This window comes from Dyadobacter chenhuakuii, assembly GCF_023821985.2.
GTDB classification, from domain to species: domain Bacteria; phylum Bacteroidota; class Bacteroidia; order Cytophagales; family Spirosomataceae; genus Dyadobacter; species Dyadobacter chenhuakuii.
The window spans coordinates 2,296,201-2,311,589 of sequence record NZ_CP098805.1 but is presented as its reverse complement, the minus strand read 5'-3'; the positions used below and the strand labels follow the sequence as shown (position 1 = coordinate 2,311,589).

General features: G+C 44.7%; 14 protein-coding genes. 8 read left to right on the top strand and 6 right to left on the bottom strand.

Annotation, left to right across the window (positions count from 1 at the left end; genetic code table 11):
• Positions 1-126 precede the first annotated feature (126 nt).
• Genes NFI80_RS09545 through NFI80_RS09535 form a run of 3 tightly spaced genes read left to right on the top strand, consistent with a single transcriptional unit; the run spans position 127 to position 3,893 of the window.
• Positions 127-2,085, top strand: a complete 1,959-nt coding sequence (locus tag NFI80_RS09545; RefSeq protein WP_235163209.1) for a UbiA family prenyltransferase — start codon at positions 127-129, stop codon at positions 2,083-2,085.
• A complete protein-coding gene (locus tag NFI80_RS09540; protein ID WP_235163210.1) occupies positions 2,078-2,773 on the top strand; it encodes a methyltransferase domain-containing protein in 696 nt (231 codons plus the stop codon). Before NFI80_RS09545 ends, NFI80_RS09540 begins: the two co-directional genes overlap by 8 nt.
• Positions 2,757-3,893 (top strand): NAD(P)/FAD-dependent oxidoreductase, encoded by a 1,137-nt coding sequence (locus tag NFI80_RS09535; protein ID WP_235163211.1) that lies wholly within the window; start codon positions 2,757-2,759, stop codon positions 3,891-3,893. Before NFI80_RS09540 ends, NFI80_RS09535 begins: the two co-directional genes overlap by 17 nt.
• On the opposite strand, the gene NFI80_RS09530 is transcribed toward NFI80_RS09535, so the two are convergent.
• The 6 genes from NFI80_RS09530 to NFI80_RS09505 form a co-directional block, all read right to left on the bottom strand.
• A complete protein-coding gene (locus NFI80_RS09530) occupies positions 3,870-4,595 on the bottom strand; it encodes a lycopene cyclase domain-containing protein (RefSeq protein ID WP_235163212.1) in 726 nt (241 codons plus the stop codon). The two genes, NFI80_RS09535 and NFI80_RS09530, sit on opposite strands and share 24 nt — an antisense overlap.
• On the bottom strand, positions 4,592-5,065 hold the full coding sequence (locus tag NFI80_RS09525) for a sterol desaturase family protein (protein ID WP_026630202.1): 474 nt from the start codon (positions 5,063-5,065) through the stop codon (positions 4,592-4,594). Before NFI80_RS09525 ends, NFI80_RS09530 begins: the two co-directional genes overlap by 4 nt.
• Positions 5,066-5,104: 39 nt before the next feature.
• Entirely contained in the window at positions 5,105-5,626 is a 522-nt protein-coding gene (gene idi, locus NFI80_RS09520) for an isopentenyl-diphosphate Delta-isomerase (RefSeq protein WP_235163213.1), read from the bottom strand.
• A 69-nt stretch (positions 5,627-5,695) separates the two neighbouring features.
• Positions 5,696-6,532, bottom strand: a complete 837-nt coding sequence (locus NFI80_RS09515; RefSeq protein WP_233796212.1) for a phytoene/squalene synthase family protein — start codon at positions 6,530-6,532, stop codon at positions 5,696-5,698.
• A gap of 3 nt (positions 6,533-6,535) precedes the next feature.
• Positions 6,536-8,038, bottom strand: coding sequence for a bifunctional phytoene desaturase/3,4-desaturase (gene crtID, locus NFI80_RS09510; protein WP_235163214.1), 1,503 nt, complete (start codon positions 8,036-8,038; stop codon positions 6,536-6,538).
• Positions 8,010-8,927: a MerR family transcriptional regulator gene (locus tag NFI80_RS09505; protein WP_235163215.1), complete on the bottom strand. Its 918-nt coding sequence runs from the start codon at positions 8,925-8,927 to the stop codon at positions 8,010-8,012. The genes crtID and NFI80_RS09505 overlap by 29 nt, the downstream gene beginning before the upstream one ends.
• Positions 8,928-9,057: 130 nt before the next feature.
• On the opposite strand from NFI80_RS09505, the gene NFI80_RS09500 reads away from it, so the two are divergent.
• The 5 genes from NFI80_RS09500 to NFI80_RS09480 all read left to right on the top strand — a co-directional run bounded on the left by NFI80_RS09500 (position 9,058) and on the right by NFI80_RS09480 (position 15,386).
• Entirely contained in the window at positions 9,058-9,876 is an 819-nt protein-coding gene (locus NFI80_RS09500; RefSeq protein WP_235163216.1) for an XRE family transcriptional regulator, read from the top strand.
• Between the two features lie 381 nt (positions 9,877-10,257).
• A complete protein-coding gene (locus NFI80_RS09495) occupies positions 10,258-12,348 on the top strand; it encodes a choice-of-anchor A family protein (protein ID WP_235163217.1) in 2,091 nt (696 codons plus the stop codon).
• Positions 12,349-12,556: 208 nt separating this feature from the next.
• On the top strand, positions 12,557-12,973 hold the full coding sequence (locus NFI80_RS09490) for a DKNYY domain-containing protein (protein ID WP_235163218.1): 417 nt from the start codon (positions 12,557-12,559) through the stop codon (positions 12,971-12,973).
• 161 nt (positions 12,974-13,134) lie between these two features.
• The gene (locus tag NFI80_RS09485) at positions 13,135-14,676 is read left to right on the top strand and encodes a tail fiber domain-containing protein (RefSeq protein ID WP_235163219.1); all 1,542 of its coding nucleotides are present in this window, start codon (positions 13,135-13,137) and stop codon (positions 14,674-14,676) included.
• The gene (locus NFI80_RS09480) at positions 14,673-15,386 is read left to right on the top strand and encodes a T9SS type A sorting domain-containing protein (RefSeq protein ID WP_235163220.1); all 714 of its coding nucleotides are present in this window, start codon (positions 14,673-14,675) and stop codon (positions 15,384-15,386) included. Before NFI80_RS09485 ends, NFI80_RS09480 begins: the two co-directional genes overlap by 4 nt.
• Positions 15,387-15,389 lie beyond the last annotated feature (3 nt).

Here is a 15,389-nt window from a genome sequence, read left to right as displayed (position 1 = left end):
ATTTTTCTGGTATGACTAATTGTTATTCCTCTTTAACCGATTCCGGCACAATGGTGTTCCTGGCAGAAAGTATATTGTATCTGTGACAGCCTCAAATGTTCAAAAATTTTTTTCTTAAATTGGGCCATGGGCATTGATGGCAATACAATTAAACTTCTGCGGATTCCTTTTTCTTTTTTCCTGATGCCGTTGTTTCTGTTTGCTTACAGTCAGGCAGATACGGTTGTGCATCATCACGCACTCTTCGCTTTTTTGATCATTCATCTGCTGATTTACCCGGCTAGTAATGGTTACAACAGTTATGTGGATAGGGACGAAGAAAGCGTTGGCGGGCTCGAAAAGCCTCCTATGCCTACGGCCGCACTCTTTTACCTCACCATGTTTCTGGATTTTACCGCGATCGTTTTAGCGTTCCTTTTCGTAAATACATTGTTCGCTTTTTGTCTGGTGCTTTACATTGCAGCGTCGCGGGCATATAGTTCCCGGCAGATCCGGCTGAAAAGATATCCGGTTATCGGGTTTCTGACTGTTGTGATTTTCCAGGGTGCATTTACCTACTATATGTCCATTGCGGGTGTTTCAGAAAGTGCGCTGATGCTGAGCAGAGAGCATATTTATGTGCTTTTAGCCTGTTCTTTTCAGATTGCCGGCGCGTATCCGCTTACGCAGGTTTATCAGCACCAGCGGGACCTGAAAGATGGGGTCGTTACATTAAGCTATAAGCTCGGTTACCGGGGTACATTTCTGTTTACGGCGGCGATGTTTCTGCTGTGCAATGTATTTTATTATTTGTACTTTACATCGAAGGGCCTTGGAATGGTTTTTTATATTATCCAGGTGTTCTTCCTGCCGATCGTCCTTTATTTCAGCTATTGGTTTTACCTGGTTTTGAAGGATAGGAGTGAGGCGAATTTCAGGAATACCATGCGGATGAACTGGATAGCAGCCATCTGCATGAACAGTTGTTTCATTATTTTAATTGTAATTAACAGAATCCCTTTGAGTTATATATCTGCTATTGAGACAGCCGTTCCCGAACATTGTTACTCGCAGGAAACGTTGACTTCATTCTACATGAATTCGACAGAAGACATTACCAATAAGAGAAAAATCAAGATAGTAGCGGGGAAAACAGGCATAGCGAACCGCTATTCTGTGATTGCCGATTTTGATAAAGCGCCGGAAGATTATCAGTTTTTTAACAAAACGGCCACATTACTCCCGGAACCGACATTGACCCAGCGTATGCAGCTTTATCAGGAGCATGCCACGGAACTTTCCATAAGTGCTATCAAGAAAATAGATGGATTTGCTGAGATGAAAGGCCGGTTAACGCACTTGATAACAGTCACTTGTACGGGCCTGTTTGCGCCCGGACTGGACGTGGAATTGATGCGGGAACTGGACCTGAATCCTGCCATACAGCGCAGCAGCGTAAATTTTATGGGATGCAATGCCGCGATTATTGCGCTCAAAAATGCCGACGCCATTTGCAGAAGCCAGCCGCGCGCGAAAGTGCTCATCGTCTGCACCGAGCTTTGCACGATACATTTCCAGAAGCGATATAATGATGATTACCTGCTGTCCAACCTGATTTTCGGAGACGGCGCAGCAGCGGTTTTGGTTACTGCCGAAGCGGGATCAGATTATGCGCATCATGTTGAGATAGATGCATTCAACTCCTTGATCCTGCACAATGGGTATGCCGATATGGCCTGGCAGTTGTCGGAAACCGGCTTCATTATGAACCTGACTTCCTACGTGCCTGACCTGATCCGGAAAAACATAAAGCCGATGCTGGAAAAGATCGGTCTTGCGCCGGATGCATTTAAACATTGGGCTGTTCATCCGGGTGGAAAGCGCATTGTGGATGATTTTGTTGCTGCTTTGGAGCTGGATAAAGGCTGTCTGGCAGCCACTTATGATGTGCTTAAAAATTTCGGAAATATGTCGTCTCCTACGGTCTTGTTTGTATTGAAGCAAGTCCTTGAAACGGCTAAGCCGGAAAATATAGGCAACAGAATCTTTGCAGCGGCATTCGGGCCAGGACTAAGCATTGAAACGATGCAGCTGCGTTATGTTTAAACACCGCAGCCAGGATAAGGAGCTGCTTGACCAGGAGGATATTCCATCGGTCGACTTGTTCCAGAATTTAAGGGAACTTGACTTCATTAATCATTGGCTGGGCGGATATAACATTTCCTTTAACGCGCTAAAAAAGGTTATTAAGCCAGGAGAATCACATATTCTCGTTGATATCGGATGCGGCGGCGGCGATACATTAAAGCGCATTGACAATTGGAACAAAAAGGAGCGCCATGCGCTGGATTTATATGGTGTTGACATTAAGCCTGTTTGCATTGCCTATGCAGAGGAAAACCTGAAAACAGCGCCGGTCAAATTGATTTGTGACGATTACAGGCACATTTTCAGCCATTTGAAACAGGTTGACATTATTCACGCATGTCTTTTCTGCCACCATTTAACAGAAGAACAACTCATTGAACTTGTGCGGTTTGCATTGAGTAGCAAGGCGGTTTTGGTTATTAATGATCTGGAAAGAAATCCTTTCGCTTACTATTCCATTAAATGGCTGACGCAACTGTTTTCTAAATCTTACCTGGTCAAAAACGATGCACCGCTGTCAGTTTTGCGGGGGTTTAAGAGAGCAGAATGGTTGGCGATCCTGAACAAAGCCGGAGCAATTAAATACACCGTTCGCAACAAATGGGCATTCCGACATGAAGTGATTGTTTATGGAAACGCAAGCTAAAACGTACGATTGCGGCATTATCGGCGGCGGATTGGCAGGCCTGTGCCTGGCTATACAGCTTGCGGACAGGGGTATTTCGGTGGTTTTGTTCGAAAAAAATCAATATCCATTTCATAAGGTTTGCGGCGAGTACATTTCCATGGAAAGCTGGGATTTTATTAAAAGCCTGGGTTTGAATTTGGATGAACTCAATTTACCCATCATTAACAAGCTCAGAATCAGCTCCGAAAAGGGCTTTATGCTTGAACATTCCTTGCAAATGGGCGGTTTCGGGATCAGCAGATTCAGCCTTGACCACGCACTTGCAAGCATTGCAGCCGCAAAAGGCGTCGCTGTCGTGGAACATTGCAAAGTGAATGGACTGGAAAGGGTTGGTAATGAAGGTTTTGTAATCAAATCTTCGGCTGGGGATTTCAATGTTGGCGTGCTGTGCGGCAGTTATGGAAAATATACCCCGCAGTTCCTGGCGCGCAACTTAATGGACACCGGGAATGAAAGCGATAATTATATCGGTGTGAAATATCACATTAAAACGGATCTGGCACCTGACCGCATTGAGCTGCACAATTTTAAGGACGGCTATTGCGGAGTTTCAAAAGTGGATAAGGACTGGCATTGCCTGTGCTATCTGACCACATCCCGGAATTTGCAGGAAAATGGAAAAGACATTCAGGAAATGGAGGCAAATGTCTTGCATAAAAATCCTTTTCTCAAAGCATATTTTACTCATGCCGAATTTGTTAACAAAAATCCATTGGTAATCAGCAACATCCATTTTTCCAGGAAACAAACACAAACTGACGGCGTTTTCCTCCTGGGTGACGCGGCAGGTTCTATCACGCCGCTCTGCGGCAACGGCATGAGCATGGGCATGCGCGCTTCCAAAATTCTGGCCACCGAGCTGATCCGGTATTTTGAGAAAAAGCAAAGTATTGACAGCGTCTCGGCTAACTACAAAAAAGCATGGGACCACGCTTTTGGACGCAGAATTACAGCCGGTTATTATTTGCAGGGATTGTTTGGGAAAAGAACTACAACCGATCTGGCCCTGAGAGCCTTAAATAATTTCCCGGGCGTTTTGAAGAAGCTTGTGTCCTTAACCCACGGAGACCGTTTCTAAGTTTTCTTTCTCGGCAACGGGATATTTGGAAAGGAGATATTCGAATAAGAATGTGTTCAGAAGCAACATTAACATGCCGTAAAAGACGTCCTCAAATGGGATCGTAAATATCCGGATACCCATATTCTCTGCATTATTATACCAAACAACCGGCTCGTCCAGTCCCGATCCTGTTAGAATCCCGTTTACGATAAAGAAAGGAATCAGCAGGAACATGTGCGAGAAATAGAACAAGCTCAGCCATCGCGGCTTGACAATAAATCTCAAAAATAATAGAAACGCCACCAGCCCAACCGCTGTCCAGGACGTATAGTAATGATCGTAGAAAGTCACGCCCATGGCCAATGTGAAACACAAGAAGATGGCCGTAATCAGGTTCTCGTTTTTAAGCTTATAATCAGTTCCGAAATAGATCCGGAAGCAGTAATAAGTGAAAAGGCATGCGTAGGGAATGCAGATGAAGAACAGAATTTCTTCAATAGGAAGCCCAAACAGGTAAGTGCCGACGAGATATTTCGGTGTAAATCCCCACACGGCGATTTTTGTAAAATAGCTGTCCCATATCACAAAAGGAATTAATGACAGAATAATCGCCGGCCAGAGCAAATGCCATCTTTTATACAGCTGAATTTTGGGATGAAAAGAAAACAGCAACGGAACAGCAATTGCACCAAGATCGACGAGCAGATATAGGAAGTTCATTTGGACGCCGTGTTTTTCGCTTCCCTAAAATATTTTAGCGGCACCCAGAGCATCCCAAAACATTCGCCCTGATGCTTTCCAAGGTGCTTATGGTGCATTTTGTGCGCGCGACGAATGGCTTTCAGATAAACCGAATCCGTGTTACGGAACATTTTAAAGCGCTGGTGAATGAAGATGTCATGCACCAAAAAATAGGTGAAACCGTAGATCGTAATGCCCAATCCGATCCAGAAAAAATGATTAAACCCTTGATTTACACCAAATAAAAGGCAGAGTATGCCTGGCGTGGCGAAGATGGCAAAGAAGTAATCATTTTTCTCAAAAAAATCGCCGTCATCACGCTGGTGATGATCGTGGTGCAAAAACCATAAGGCGCCGTGCATCAAATATTTATGAGCAATCCACGCCACACATTCCATGCCAATAAATGCGGCCAGTACGATCAATGTATTTACTATCCAGGGACTCATTGTAAATTCAAGCTGTCAGCTTCCGGCAGTGGCCGTCGGCTATTGTTTTGGTTTTATTTTGTCGGCTACTTCGGCGAAACAAATCTTGAACCACTCGGTGTAAGCCTCCGGTTTCTGGTTCATATCTGCCTTAATATCAGCCATTTTCATGTATTTATAATCATTCGCCTCACTCACATTGATGTTCGGCTCGTCGTCTGAAATGCCCCAGAAGACGTGGTCGAGTTCGTTTTCTGTCAGCCCGTTTTCGAGTTTAACGCGATATTGGAAGGTGAAAAGAAACTGCAAATCGGCCGAAATGCCCATCTCTTCCGAAAGTCTCCTCACGGCTCCGTGATGCGCGGATTCTGCCGGGAGCGGGTGGCTGCAACAAGTATTGGACCAAAGCCCTTCCGAATGATATTTCCCGAAAGCCCTTTGCTGCAAAAGCATTTCACCATTTGAATTAAAAATAAAAACTGAGAAAGCACGATGCAGAACGCCTTTTTGATGCGCCTCTAACTTTGGCATAAGGCCAATTTCCATATCGTCTTCATTCACCAGCACAACTTGATCAGTCATAAAATCGCGTTTTAGGTTCGTGGCTAACAGTCCAATGTTCAGCTCCTTTGTTTAACTAACAAAAAAACGTCATAAAAGGTCGAACTGATGCCTTACCAGCGAACGAAACATGAGTCCTACCTTGTCATGATCCGGAATCCTGATCCGTGCGTTCATTACTTTTTCGGGCGGCGTTTCCTTAATGCGCAGGAAAAGTTTTTTGTAATAATAATAAGCCAGATAAACGCCCCTTCGTGCACCGCTCGGGAGCCGCTTAATGCCGATCAGCGCCTGCTCGAATTCCTCCTCAATCTCCTGCTGGATCTTTTCCTTCTCTTTGCTTGAAAAATGATCAAAATTCACGCCTGGAAAATAAGTCCGGCCAAGATCCACGTAATCCGCTTTCAGGTCGCGCAGGAAATTTACTTTCTGGAACGCGGATCCCAGTTTCATAGCGAACGGTTTAAGCTCATCAAATTGCTGCTGATTACCTTCTGTAAAAACCCTAAGGCACATTAAACCAACCACTTCCGCAGAACCAAGAATGTATTCATTATATGAATCCGAAGTATACTCCGTCTTCATCAGATCCATTTCCATGCTCTTCAAAAACGTGTCAATCAGCTCCCATTCAATGTTATAAGTATTTACAACGTGCTGGAAACTGTTCAGGATCGGGTTAATACTAATCCCGTCGCGGAGCGCTTCCACCGTATCCTGACGGATTTTGTTCATCATGAACTCCTTGTTGTAGTCATGAAAACTATCCACAATTTCATCTGCAAGCCTGACAAAGCCGTAAATGCCGTAAATGGGTGCCCGCAAAGCCGGTTTTAGGAAATAAATGCCCAGCGAAAACGACGTGCTATATAGTTGTGTGGTTGTTTTGCTGCATGTCGCGGAAAGGTTGTCGTATAAGCTTTTCATGACTTACTTGTTTAGGTATTTTTGAAGTTCAGTAGCCGCAATGCGGCCCGAGATGATCGAAGGAGGAACGCCAGGCCCGGGAACAGTCAGCTGACCAGCATAAAAAAGGTTCTTAACCTTGCTGCTTTTAAGTTTTGGTTTGAATATGGCCGTCTGCATCAGCGTGTTGGCAAGTCCGTATGCGTTTCCTTTATAAGCATTGTAATCACTGATGAAATCTGAGACAGAATAACTCTTTTTGTAAACCACATGTGATCTGATGTCCTCGCCCACAAATTTTTCAAGCCTATCCATAAGTACGTCAAAATACTTTTCCCGGATCGAATCGGGATCATCCAGATCGATGGCAATTGGCATCAGTACAAATAAATTCTCACTTCCCTCGGGTGCAACGGATGGGTCTGTTTTCGACGGGCAGCAGACGTAAAACAATGGTCGCTCAGGCCATTTTTTGTCTTTGTAAATCTCAACGGCATGCTGGTCAAAGTGCTCGTCAAAAAAGAGGTTGTGATGCCGGAGCTTATCAATTTTCTTATTTACACCTAAATAAAATAGCAGGCAGGACGGGGCAAACGTCCTGTTTTCCCAATATGCTTCATCATATGTGCGATGATTTTTACCCAATAGATTCTGTTCAATGTGATGATAATCAGCACTTCCGATTACTGCATCCGTCCTTATGCTTTTTTTGTTGGTATGTAAATGACTGATGACGTCGGAAGTAACTTCAAGCTTTTCAATGTTCTGGCAGGTTAAAAAATTTACGCCAGCATTCTCCGCAATTTGCCTGAACGAATCCGCCACTTTTCCGAAGCCGCCCATCGGATAAAACGTGCCTTGTTTAAGGCCCGCAAAGTTCATCAGGCTGTAAAGGGCAGGTGTGTCCTTAGGCATAGCACCCAGAAATAACACGGGAAATTCGATCAGTGCAAGCAGCCTCGGATCTTTGAAATACCGCCTGACATGCTTACTGAACGACGTAAAAAGTTGGAGTTTGAGCGCGTCTTTGAATAATTTCAGGCTGAAAAACTCAGTAACCGAATGTCCCGGCTTGTAAACCATGTCATTCATGCCCACCGTATATTTGAATTCTCCTTCTGCAATGAATTTCCTGAGCTGGTCGGCGCTGCCCGTTTCAATGCTCTCGAAAAGGTCACAAACTGCATCGAAGTTGGCCGGGATGTCCATCACCTCATTTTCAAAGATGACGGCGAAGCCCGGATCCAGTTTCTTTAATTCGTAGAAATCAGAAGTGGATTTGCCAAACAGCGAGAAGAAGCTGTCGTAAACATCCGGCATCCAGTACCAGCTTGGCCCCATGTCAAAGACGAAACCGTCCTGAGAAAACGTCCGTGCGCGGCCTCCTATGTTGCAATTTTTTTCAAAAACGGTGACCTCATTCCCGCTTTCGGCCAGCATTGCGGCCGCTGCCATGCCCGCGAAACCCGAGCCGATGACTGCAATTTCGTGTGATTTATCAGATTTGGGTAGGCGTCCGTTGTGCATTGGGAGAGATAAGAATATCAGTCAGATTTTCAATTGTTTCTATCAAGTTAACTCCTTTTTTGGAGGCAATTTTCTTTAATTTTTCACTGCCTCCGGAGACGCAGACATTTATTTGCGGAAACTCAGTTCTGAGATTCCCCAGGAGTGTTTCTATCTGATCGTCAAACTGATTGCGAACAAAAAAGGAATATGCATGCGTTGGCTCGCAGCCTAAAATAACCGGTGAAAGATCTCTGAAAGGAACCCGGGCGCCCAGATAAACCACTTCCTTTCCCACCTGCCGGATCATATAATAGGCAAATAGCAGGCCTATCTCATGATCTTCTTCTTCATTCAAAAACAGGATCCACTTTTGGTCCGTATGGGTGGCCACAGGCAGCGCGTCTATGGCCGCAAAAAGTTTTTGCCTGATCAGGTTGGATAAAAAGTGTTCCTGCGAGGGAAGCAGATCGTCCTTTACCCACATTAGGCCCGTCCGGACGAGCAACGGATACAGGATCTTTATATAGGTCTTTTTCAAGCCAAACTTTTTTACAGCATTTGAAAATATCTCATCGAAAAGCGGAACATTAAAAGTGGTGATGGCGATGAGTGCCTGGTTAATGATCGCTTCCACATGCACATCTCCCTGAAAAGAATCATGAATGACCTTCTCAATCTCACTCGCCATTTCAGATTTTGAGAGCTTGCCGATCTTTGAAATTTTCATGCCTCTGTCTAGCAACGTGCAGACATTCAGCAGCTTCTTAACCTGGTCATCATTATAAGACCGGATATTGGTATCCGTCCTGTCGGGTTCAAGCAAGCCATAACGCTGCTCCCATATGCGAATGGTGTGCGCTTTCATATTGCTGATCCGTTCCAGGTCTTTGATAGAATATGATGACATTTTGTTTAACGTTTTTCAAAAATAGTTAAACAAAATTATTTTAGCCATATTTTGTAGGAAAATAAAAAAATGCTGCTACTTTTGATATTATTAATATCAGATGTTTGATTTACAAGATATCATTCACGTTATGAGAAATCAGGAGATTTATTGGCCGGTGAACATCAGATTCCTTCGTTCACGCCTGAAACTGAGTCAGGAAGCATTGGCTGAGCGCTTGGGGATTACAAGGGTAAAATTGAATGCGCATGAAAGTGGCCGTACCGCCAATCCAACCATTGACGATCTGATCCATTTTTCTGAGTTTTTCAGAATGAGCATCGATAGTTTGCTCAAAATCGACCTTAGCAGGCTTTCGGAACAAAAAGTGAAAGACCTGGAAGAGGGCAGTGAACTCTTTATGAAGGGCGACAACATTCGCGTGCTTGCCATCACCGTGGACCGCGAGGAGAAGGAGAACATTGAGTACGTTCCCGTGCAGGCCAAGGCAGGTTACCGCTCGGGTTACAGCGACCCTGAATTTCTGGCCACCTTACCAAGGTTCAGCTTGCCTACGCTTCCTAAGAATGGCACATTCAGGATGTTCCCAACCATTGGCGATTCCATGTTACCGGTTCCGGAAGGAAGTGATATCATTACAAAATATGTTCAGGACTGGACCACGATCCGGCCGGAGACACCGTGTATCGTTATCTTAAAGGGTGACCAGGATTTTGTTTTCAAACAGGTTACCATTAATAAGGATGGCACCATGTTACTGCAATCATTTAACAAGCAATATTTTGCTTACACCGTCCCACTTTCAGAAGTGATCGAGCTTTGGGAATACTACAGCTTTCACAGCAAGCAGCTTCCTGAGCCGCAAACGGACATGCAACAACTGATGAAAATGTTGCAGGAAATGCAGAATGAGATCAAAGAAATAAAGGGACGCCCTGCATCCAAATAATTGGATCATCTACATACGTCGGCAAAGACTCAGTATTGTTGCGCCAGGCCGGGTAGCGGAATTGTTATAATGTATATTAAATATTAAAACTGCCCGCTCAATGTGGTATGTAGAAATAGTGTTTGGTAATGTGCTCACCAGGGCATACTTACGACGTAATAATGTAGAATAAATGCGTGTTGAAGGAAAAAAGTAAATAGTATTGGGACTCCATTTAGTTATTAAGTTCCAAGCGGTGATATGAAGAAAGTGCAATTTGTAAATTTTGGAAACCCCTGAATTTTCAGAAATCACCCCAAGCATTCGCCGGGTTGTCACAAAAAGAATTACAAACTTTTTGGCGTCGGCTACTTTCGTTGAGTAATTAAAAGTAACTCAACAATGTCAGCCAAACTTTTACTCGTAACCCTTCTCGCATCTGTCATACTGAATTTGAATGATGCCCGGGCGCAAAGCCCAACCGCAGCCGCCAAGCGATTTAATATTTTTGTAAAAGGCGATGCAACTTTTATCTCCAATGAAACAGAAGGTCCTGTTGCCATCGGCGGTAATCTTACTACTAATCAATATCAGATCAGCTTTAATAAAAACCACGGCGTATTCTTTGTGGGCGGTGCGTCAATCGGGCTGGCCGTACGGGGCGGGGTGAAGCTCAATAGCGGAAGCCTTACCATCAATGGTGATAATTATCTGAAAATCGGGCAATGTGCACCAGCAGATGCCAATGCGGCAACGCCTTTGCGTGTCTGGTATAAGGATAATAACAATGCGGAGTCGACTATCCGGATTACCGGAAGCACAGCCAATTACAGCGATACGCCAAACATTACGATCAATGCCAATGTAAACACCTGGTCTCCGAAAGTAAGCGATAGTGAGAATCCGATTTGCCAGAACGTGTTCGGTACAGGCAGCGATCAGATCGATATAGATGGGGCTTTCACCACTTTCATGAAGCGCTCGAACCAGCTGAGAGACATGAAAGACAACCTGGCGATCCGCGATCAGAATGGGAATATCATTACGGGAATGGAAACGGGGCCTTACCTGGACCCTTCGAAAATCGGGAATAACCCAAAGATTATCGTTGACCCTAACAAGATCAATGTCCTGACTGTTTCAGGAGCAGTTTGGGATAGAATAGGAAACACAAACATCGAACATATCCCACAAGGCCCGCAACTGGGAGATGCAAGCTATACAGGTCCATTTGCATTGATTATCAACATTGTAGACTTCCCAACATTTGCGGCGTCGAAGGGCAACAATCCAATCATTAATTTCCCAAGCGTGGGCGGATTGTCCGATCCGCAAGGGAGCTACGTGATCTACAACTTCCCGGATGCGACCGACAAGCTGGTACTAGGCGGCAACACGCCGATCCACGGGACTATTTTCGCTCCCTGCGCCAATTTGATCAAAGAAAACAATGGAAATATCAACGGACAGATCATTGCCAAGAGCTTTGTACACACCCGCGACGAGGTTCATTTCTGGCCATTTTTACCTTCCATTCCTGAGCCTGTTGAGAAAGCGATCGAAGTGACAGTTGAATCAAAATGCATCAACAATGCGCCATGGTTGGAATATACAATAACACCAAATTACCCTGCAACCGGAGAGACTGCGAAAATAGAATGGATCAATTCTGACGAAAGTATTATCCAGGAAAACAGTGAGTTACCGTTGAAAGGCAGCATTTTATTCCCAGGCGCAGCGGTGGACGAGAACGGAGCGGGAATGGCTTGGCCGGGTTGGGAAAAGGATGGCGAAAAGTGGGTAGAAGTTACTGATCGCTATTCATCGATCCTCAACGAAGGCGCGAAAGTAAGGATTACAGTTACTCCCTGGAAAATCGTTGAAGTCACTTACCCGGTGTCTACCCCTGACGGCAAATGCTTCACAACACCTCCGCCAACAGGCACATTGCCTGTAACATTGGCAAGCTTCACAGCAAAAAATGAAAATTGCGATGTTCAGTTGAAATGGGCTGTTACGGAAGCTAAAAATTTCTCACACTTTGTAGTGGAGCGCTCAACGGACGCAAAAAACTTCACCTCGCTCAACCGCATTAATTACAGCACAACGCAGGATACATATACATACAGCGACGCCCCTTTCAGCAGAGAATCGGCTCCTTCGAAATTTTATTACTACCGTCTGCAACAAGTTGATAATGATGAAACGTTTGAATATAGTGCGATCCGCAGCGTTGAAGCCGGAACATGCGATGCAAGGCTTGCAGTAGATTTCTACCCGAATCCAACGCAGGACGAAGTGACAGTGAAAAGTTACTCACCAGTGAAAAAATTTGAAATTCTGACACTAAATGGAAAACAGGTTTACCAAGCTACGCCCACCCAAAACCAGACAGAGCTCAAAGTAAATGTTCAGTCTTTCGCAACGGGTTTGTACATTGTAAACATTGTGAATGAAGAAGGCGCATATTCTTCCAAGATCCTGAAAAAATAAGTAAGAGTTTATATAGCGTTATGTGATCAGGAAAAGGCTGTCTCGTTTTGAGACAGCCTTTTTTTTGCGCCCGGCCAAGCGCCTGGCTTTCTGTGCTTAGCAACCAGCAACGACCTATCCCTCAATAGCGCCAGCCGGAAAATCATCGGATTTTGAGGCTATGGACAAATGCGATAACCTTATCGATTCATCTAACTTTTATGAAGAAATGAGATATCTGCTTGGCATATTGGTGGTTATTTGTCTTGTATGGATTTGTTCGAAATGCATTGGATGTTCGTATAAAAAAGGTGTTTTCAAGCCCGGTGCGCTCACACCCGCAGGCTACCACGTAAGAGATCACAGGGTCTATTATTATGGTGGATTAATGAATGACTCGATCAAGGAGCTGGTCGATGTGGATGCGGCAACATTTGAAATCGTACGGCTGGACACCGATGTTCCCGGCTATGTAAGCAGTTCCTATTATGCCCGTGATCATAAACAAGTATACTATCGGGGATATACTGTTCCAGGTGCCGACCCCGGCTCTTTCAAAGCGACGGGGCAATATAGTGGCCGGGATAAAAACCATGTTTACGACCAAACACGGGTGCTTCCAGACGATCCGGAGAATGAAAATTAATACGCTTTCCGCTGAGCGTAAATCTCACCCTTAGATAACTCAATCTCACCTCTTGCTCATTGGATTTTTCATCTCTGCGGATTAATACAGAACATTAGGCTCAAATAAGGGCATCGCCCCAAGGCATGCACATTCATTATACTAAAAAAACAGATTAAACTATGAGAAACAGGACTCTACACTTACACATGCGGGCGGTAAAAGTCTTTCCGAATTATTTAAGACCGATTGCCGTGGCTTTACTATTGCTATGTTCGCTGCTTTGCAACGCTCAGGCACCGCAGCAGTTCAGCTTCCAAGGAGTGGCGCGGGACGCGGCTGGTAAGATTGTTGCGAATCAGCTTGTAAGACTTCGACTTACTATCTACGAAACAGCGCCAAACTCAAATGTCTATTTCGAAGAAGAGCACACGCCGGTTACTGGTTCCAATGGAATATTCAATGTGTCTGTAGGAAGCGCGGGCATGAATCTAACCACTATCAATTGGGGGAAAGCCGAATACTATTTAAAGGTAGAGATTGATCCTACTTCCGGAAGCAATTTTGTCGATATAGGCACGACGCAACTGCTGAGCGTTCCTTATGCCCTACATGCTACGGAGGCAGATCGGTTGAAAAATGATGATCCTGTCTTTATGACTGGAACTGTTGGTCAAGGTTCTGTACTTCCGGTTATTCCTGGAAACTCGAAATTTATTTGGTATCCCAGAAAAGCTGCTTTCAGAGTTGGCTTCGAAAATACCGGCGTTTGGGATGATTCGAAGATCGGGGAATTTTCATTTGCTGGCGGAAGTAACTCACTCGCCGAGGGAAAGTTTTCATCAGCCTTAGGCAATTTGTCGATAGCAAGTGGGGAAGCCTCTCTTGCAGCTGGAAGTAAGTCCGAGGCCTCAGGTTTCGCTTCAACTGCATTGGGTGAGGGTACGGTTGCAAAGGCAAAGAATGGCGTTGCCCTTGGTAGCTGGAACACAGTTAATGATAATCCAAATCCCACTAGTGAATCGCAAACAGATCGAATTTTTCAGTTAGGTATTGGGATATCCAATTCTACTCGTATTAACGCGCTAACAATACTTAGAAACAGCAAAGTAGGAATTGGAACAAGTGTTACTAATCCAAATTATCAATTAGATCTTGGGGGAAGAATGAGGATCCGATATAATTTCGAATCCGCAGGAATTTATTTTGATAGTCAAAATGGAAATCCTGACGGTTTCGTTGGAATGGTTAATGACCAGCAAATTGGGTTTTTTCTTAAAGGCTGGCGATTCTGGGTAAATGACCAAGGAAATGGCTATCTAAACGGCAACCTAATCCAAACCTCCGACCGCCGCCTAAAAACAAAAATTCAACCATTCAAAAGCAGCCTCGGAAAAGTAAATAGCTTGCAAGGTTACCATTACAACTGGGAAGACAAAACAAAGGACCAGACGCTGCAAACTGGTTTGATTGCTCAGGAAGTGGAGCAGGTTTTTCCTGAATTGGTTTCGACGAATAAGGACGGTTTTAAATCGGTTAACTACATTGGTTTGGTTCCTCACCTTATTGAGTCGGTGAAGGAATTGAAAAGTAAGACGGATGAGATTGCAGTTTTGCGTAAGGAGTTGGAAGGCATGCGGGAGATGGGTAAGCGGTTGGAGTTGCTGGAAGCGAGTATTAATAGCGGAGCAAATTCCAGGACAACAAAATCTGCTGCAAAATGAAGAGACTTTTAATGTTATCAGGGGTATGCTTGTCAGGAGTAATGGCGAGCGCCCAATCTATTTCCCCCTCCGGCATCTATGGTGCGTCCAACACTTCTGCCGGCGGCGGAGTGAGCGTCACTTGGGTTCTGGGAAGTTTGACGCCGGAAGCGATATCGGCGTTACCTGTTAAACTTATTGATTTTAAATGTATGCTAACAGATGAACTAGTAGTTTCGGTAACTTGGAGTACTTCCGAGGAAACAAATAGCGACCATTTCGAAATCCAGCACAGCATTAATGGTAAGTATTGGAGCGAGATCGGTCGGGTGAAGGCTGGGGGAGAGAGCAATGCGACAAGGACTTATGCATTTGAGCACAGCAGCCCTGTGAAAGGCGATAACCTTTACCGGCTGAAAATGGTGGATCAGGATGGGACTTATGCGTATAGCCGCATGCGTAACGTTCACTATGGTGGTGAGGGGGGCCTTACGTTTCATCCGAACCCGGTTGTAGACAGGCTTTCGATTAAAGCTAGGGATTGGCCTTCATTGGAAAATCTTAAAATTATAAATGTGTCAGGCGCCAAAGTAGCAGAGTTTAACTACGCGCAACTGCGGGATATGGCCGGGAAGGAGATTGATTTTAAGAAATATCCTTCCGGCGTTTACATCATCAGCATTACGAGGAATGATGGCACTGTGCAGTCGGAGAAGATCATAAAAAATTAAGAA

What these genes read in the sequence shown, in the direction of transcription:
- crtID (WP_235163214.1), bottom strand. Translation starts at nt 8,038, where the DNA reads ATGCACAACGGACGCCTACCCAAATCTGATAAATCACACGAAATTGCA.
- NFI80_RS09530 (WP_235163212.1), bottom strand. Translation starts at nt 4,595, where the DNA reads ATGAACTTCCTATATCTGCTCGTCGATCTTGGTGCAATTGCTGTTCCG.
- NFI80_RS09545 (WP_235163209.1), top strand. Translation starts at nt 127, where the DNA reads ATGGGCATTGATGGCAATACAATTAAACTTCTGCGGATTCCTTTTTCT.
- NFI80_RS09525 (WP_026630202.1), bottom strand. Translation starts at nt 5,065, where the DNA reads ATGAGTCCCTGGATAGTAAATACATTGATCGTACTGGCCGCATTTATT.
- NFI80_RS09500 (WP_235163216.1), top strand. Translation starts at nt 9,058, where the DNA reads ATGAGAAATCAGGAGATTTATTGGCCGGTGAACATCAGATTCCTTCGT.
- NFI80_RS09490 (WP_235163218.1), top strand. Translation starts at nt 12,557, where the DNA reads ATGAGATATCTGCTTGGCATATTGGTGGTTATTTGTCTTGTATGGATT.
- NFI80_RS09480 (WP_235163220.1), top strand. Translation starts at nt 14,673, where the DNA reads ATGAAGAGACTTTTAATGTTATCAGGGGTATGCTTGTCAGGAGTAATG.
- NFI80_RS09495 (WP_235163217.1), top strand. Translation starts at nt 10,258, where the DNA reads ATGTCAGCCAAACTTTTACTCGTAACCCTTCTCGCATCTGTCATACTG.
- NFI80_RS09515 (WP_233796212.1), bottom strand. Translation starts at nt 6,532, where the DNA reads ATGAAAAGCTTATACGACAACCTTTCCGCGACATGCAGCAAAACAACC.
- idi (WP_235163213.1), bottom strand. Translation starts at nt 5,626, where the DNA reads ATGACTGATCAAGTTGTGCTGGTGAATGAAGACGATATGGAAATTGGC.
- NFI80_RS09485 (WP_235163219.1), top strand. Translation starts at nt 13,135, where the DNA reads ATGAGAAACAGGACTCTACACTTACACATGCGGGCGGTAAAAGTCTTT.
- NFI80_RS09535 (WP_235163211.1), top strand. Translation starts at nt 2,757, where the DNA reads ATGGAAACGCAAGCTAAAACGTACGATTGCGGCATTATCGGCGGCGGA.
- NFI80_RS09540 (WP_235163210.1), top strand. Translation starts at nt 2,078, where the DNA reads ATGTTTAAACACCGCAGCCAGGATAAGGAGCTGCTTGACCAGGAGGAT.
- NFI80_RS09505 (WP_235163215.1), bottom strand. Translation starts at nt 8,927, where the DNA reads ATGTCATCATATTCTATCAAAGACCTGGAACGGATCAGCAATATGAAA.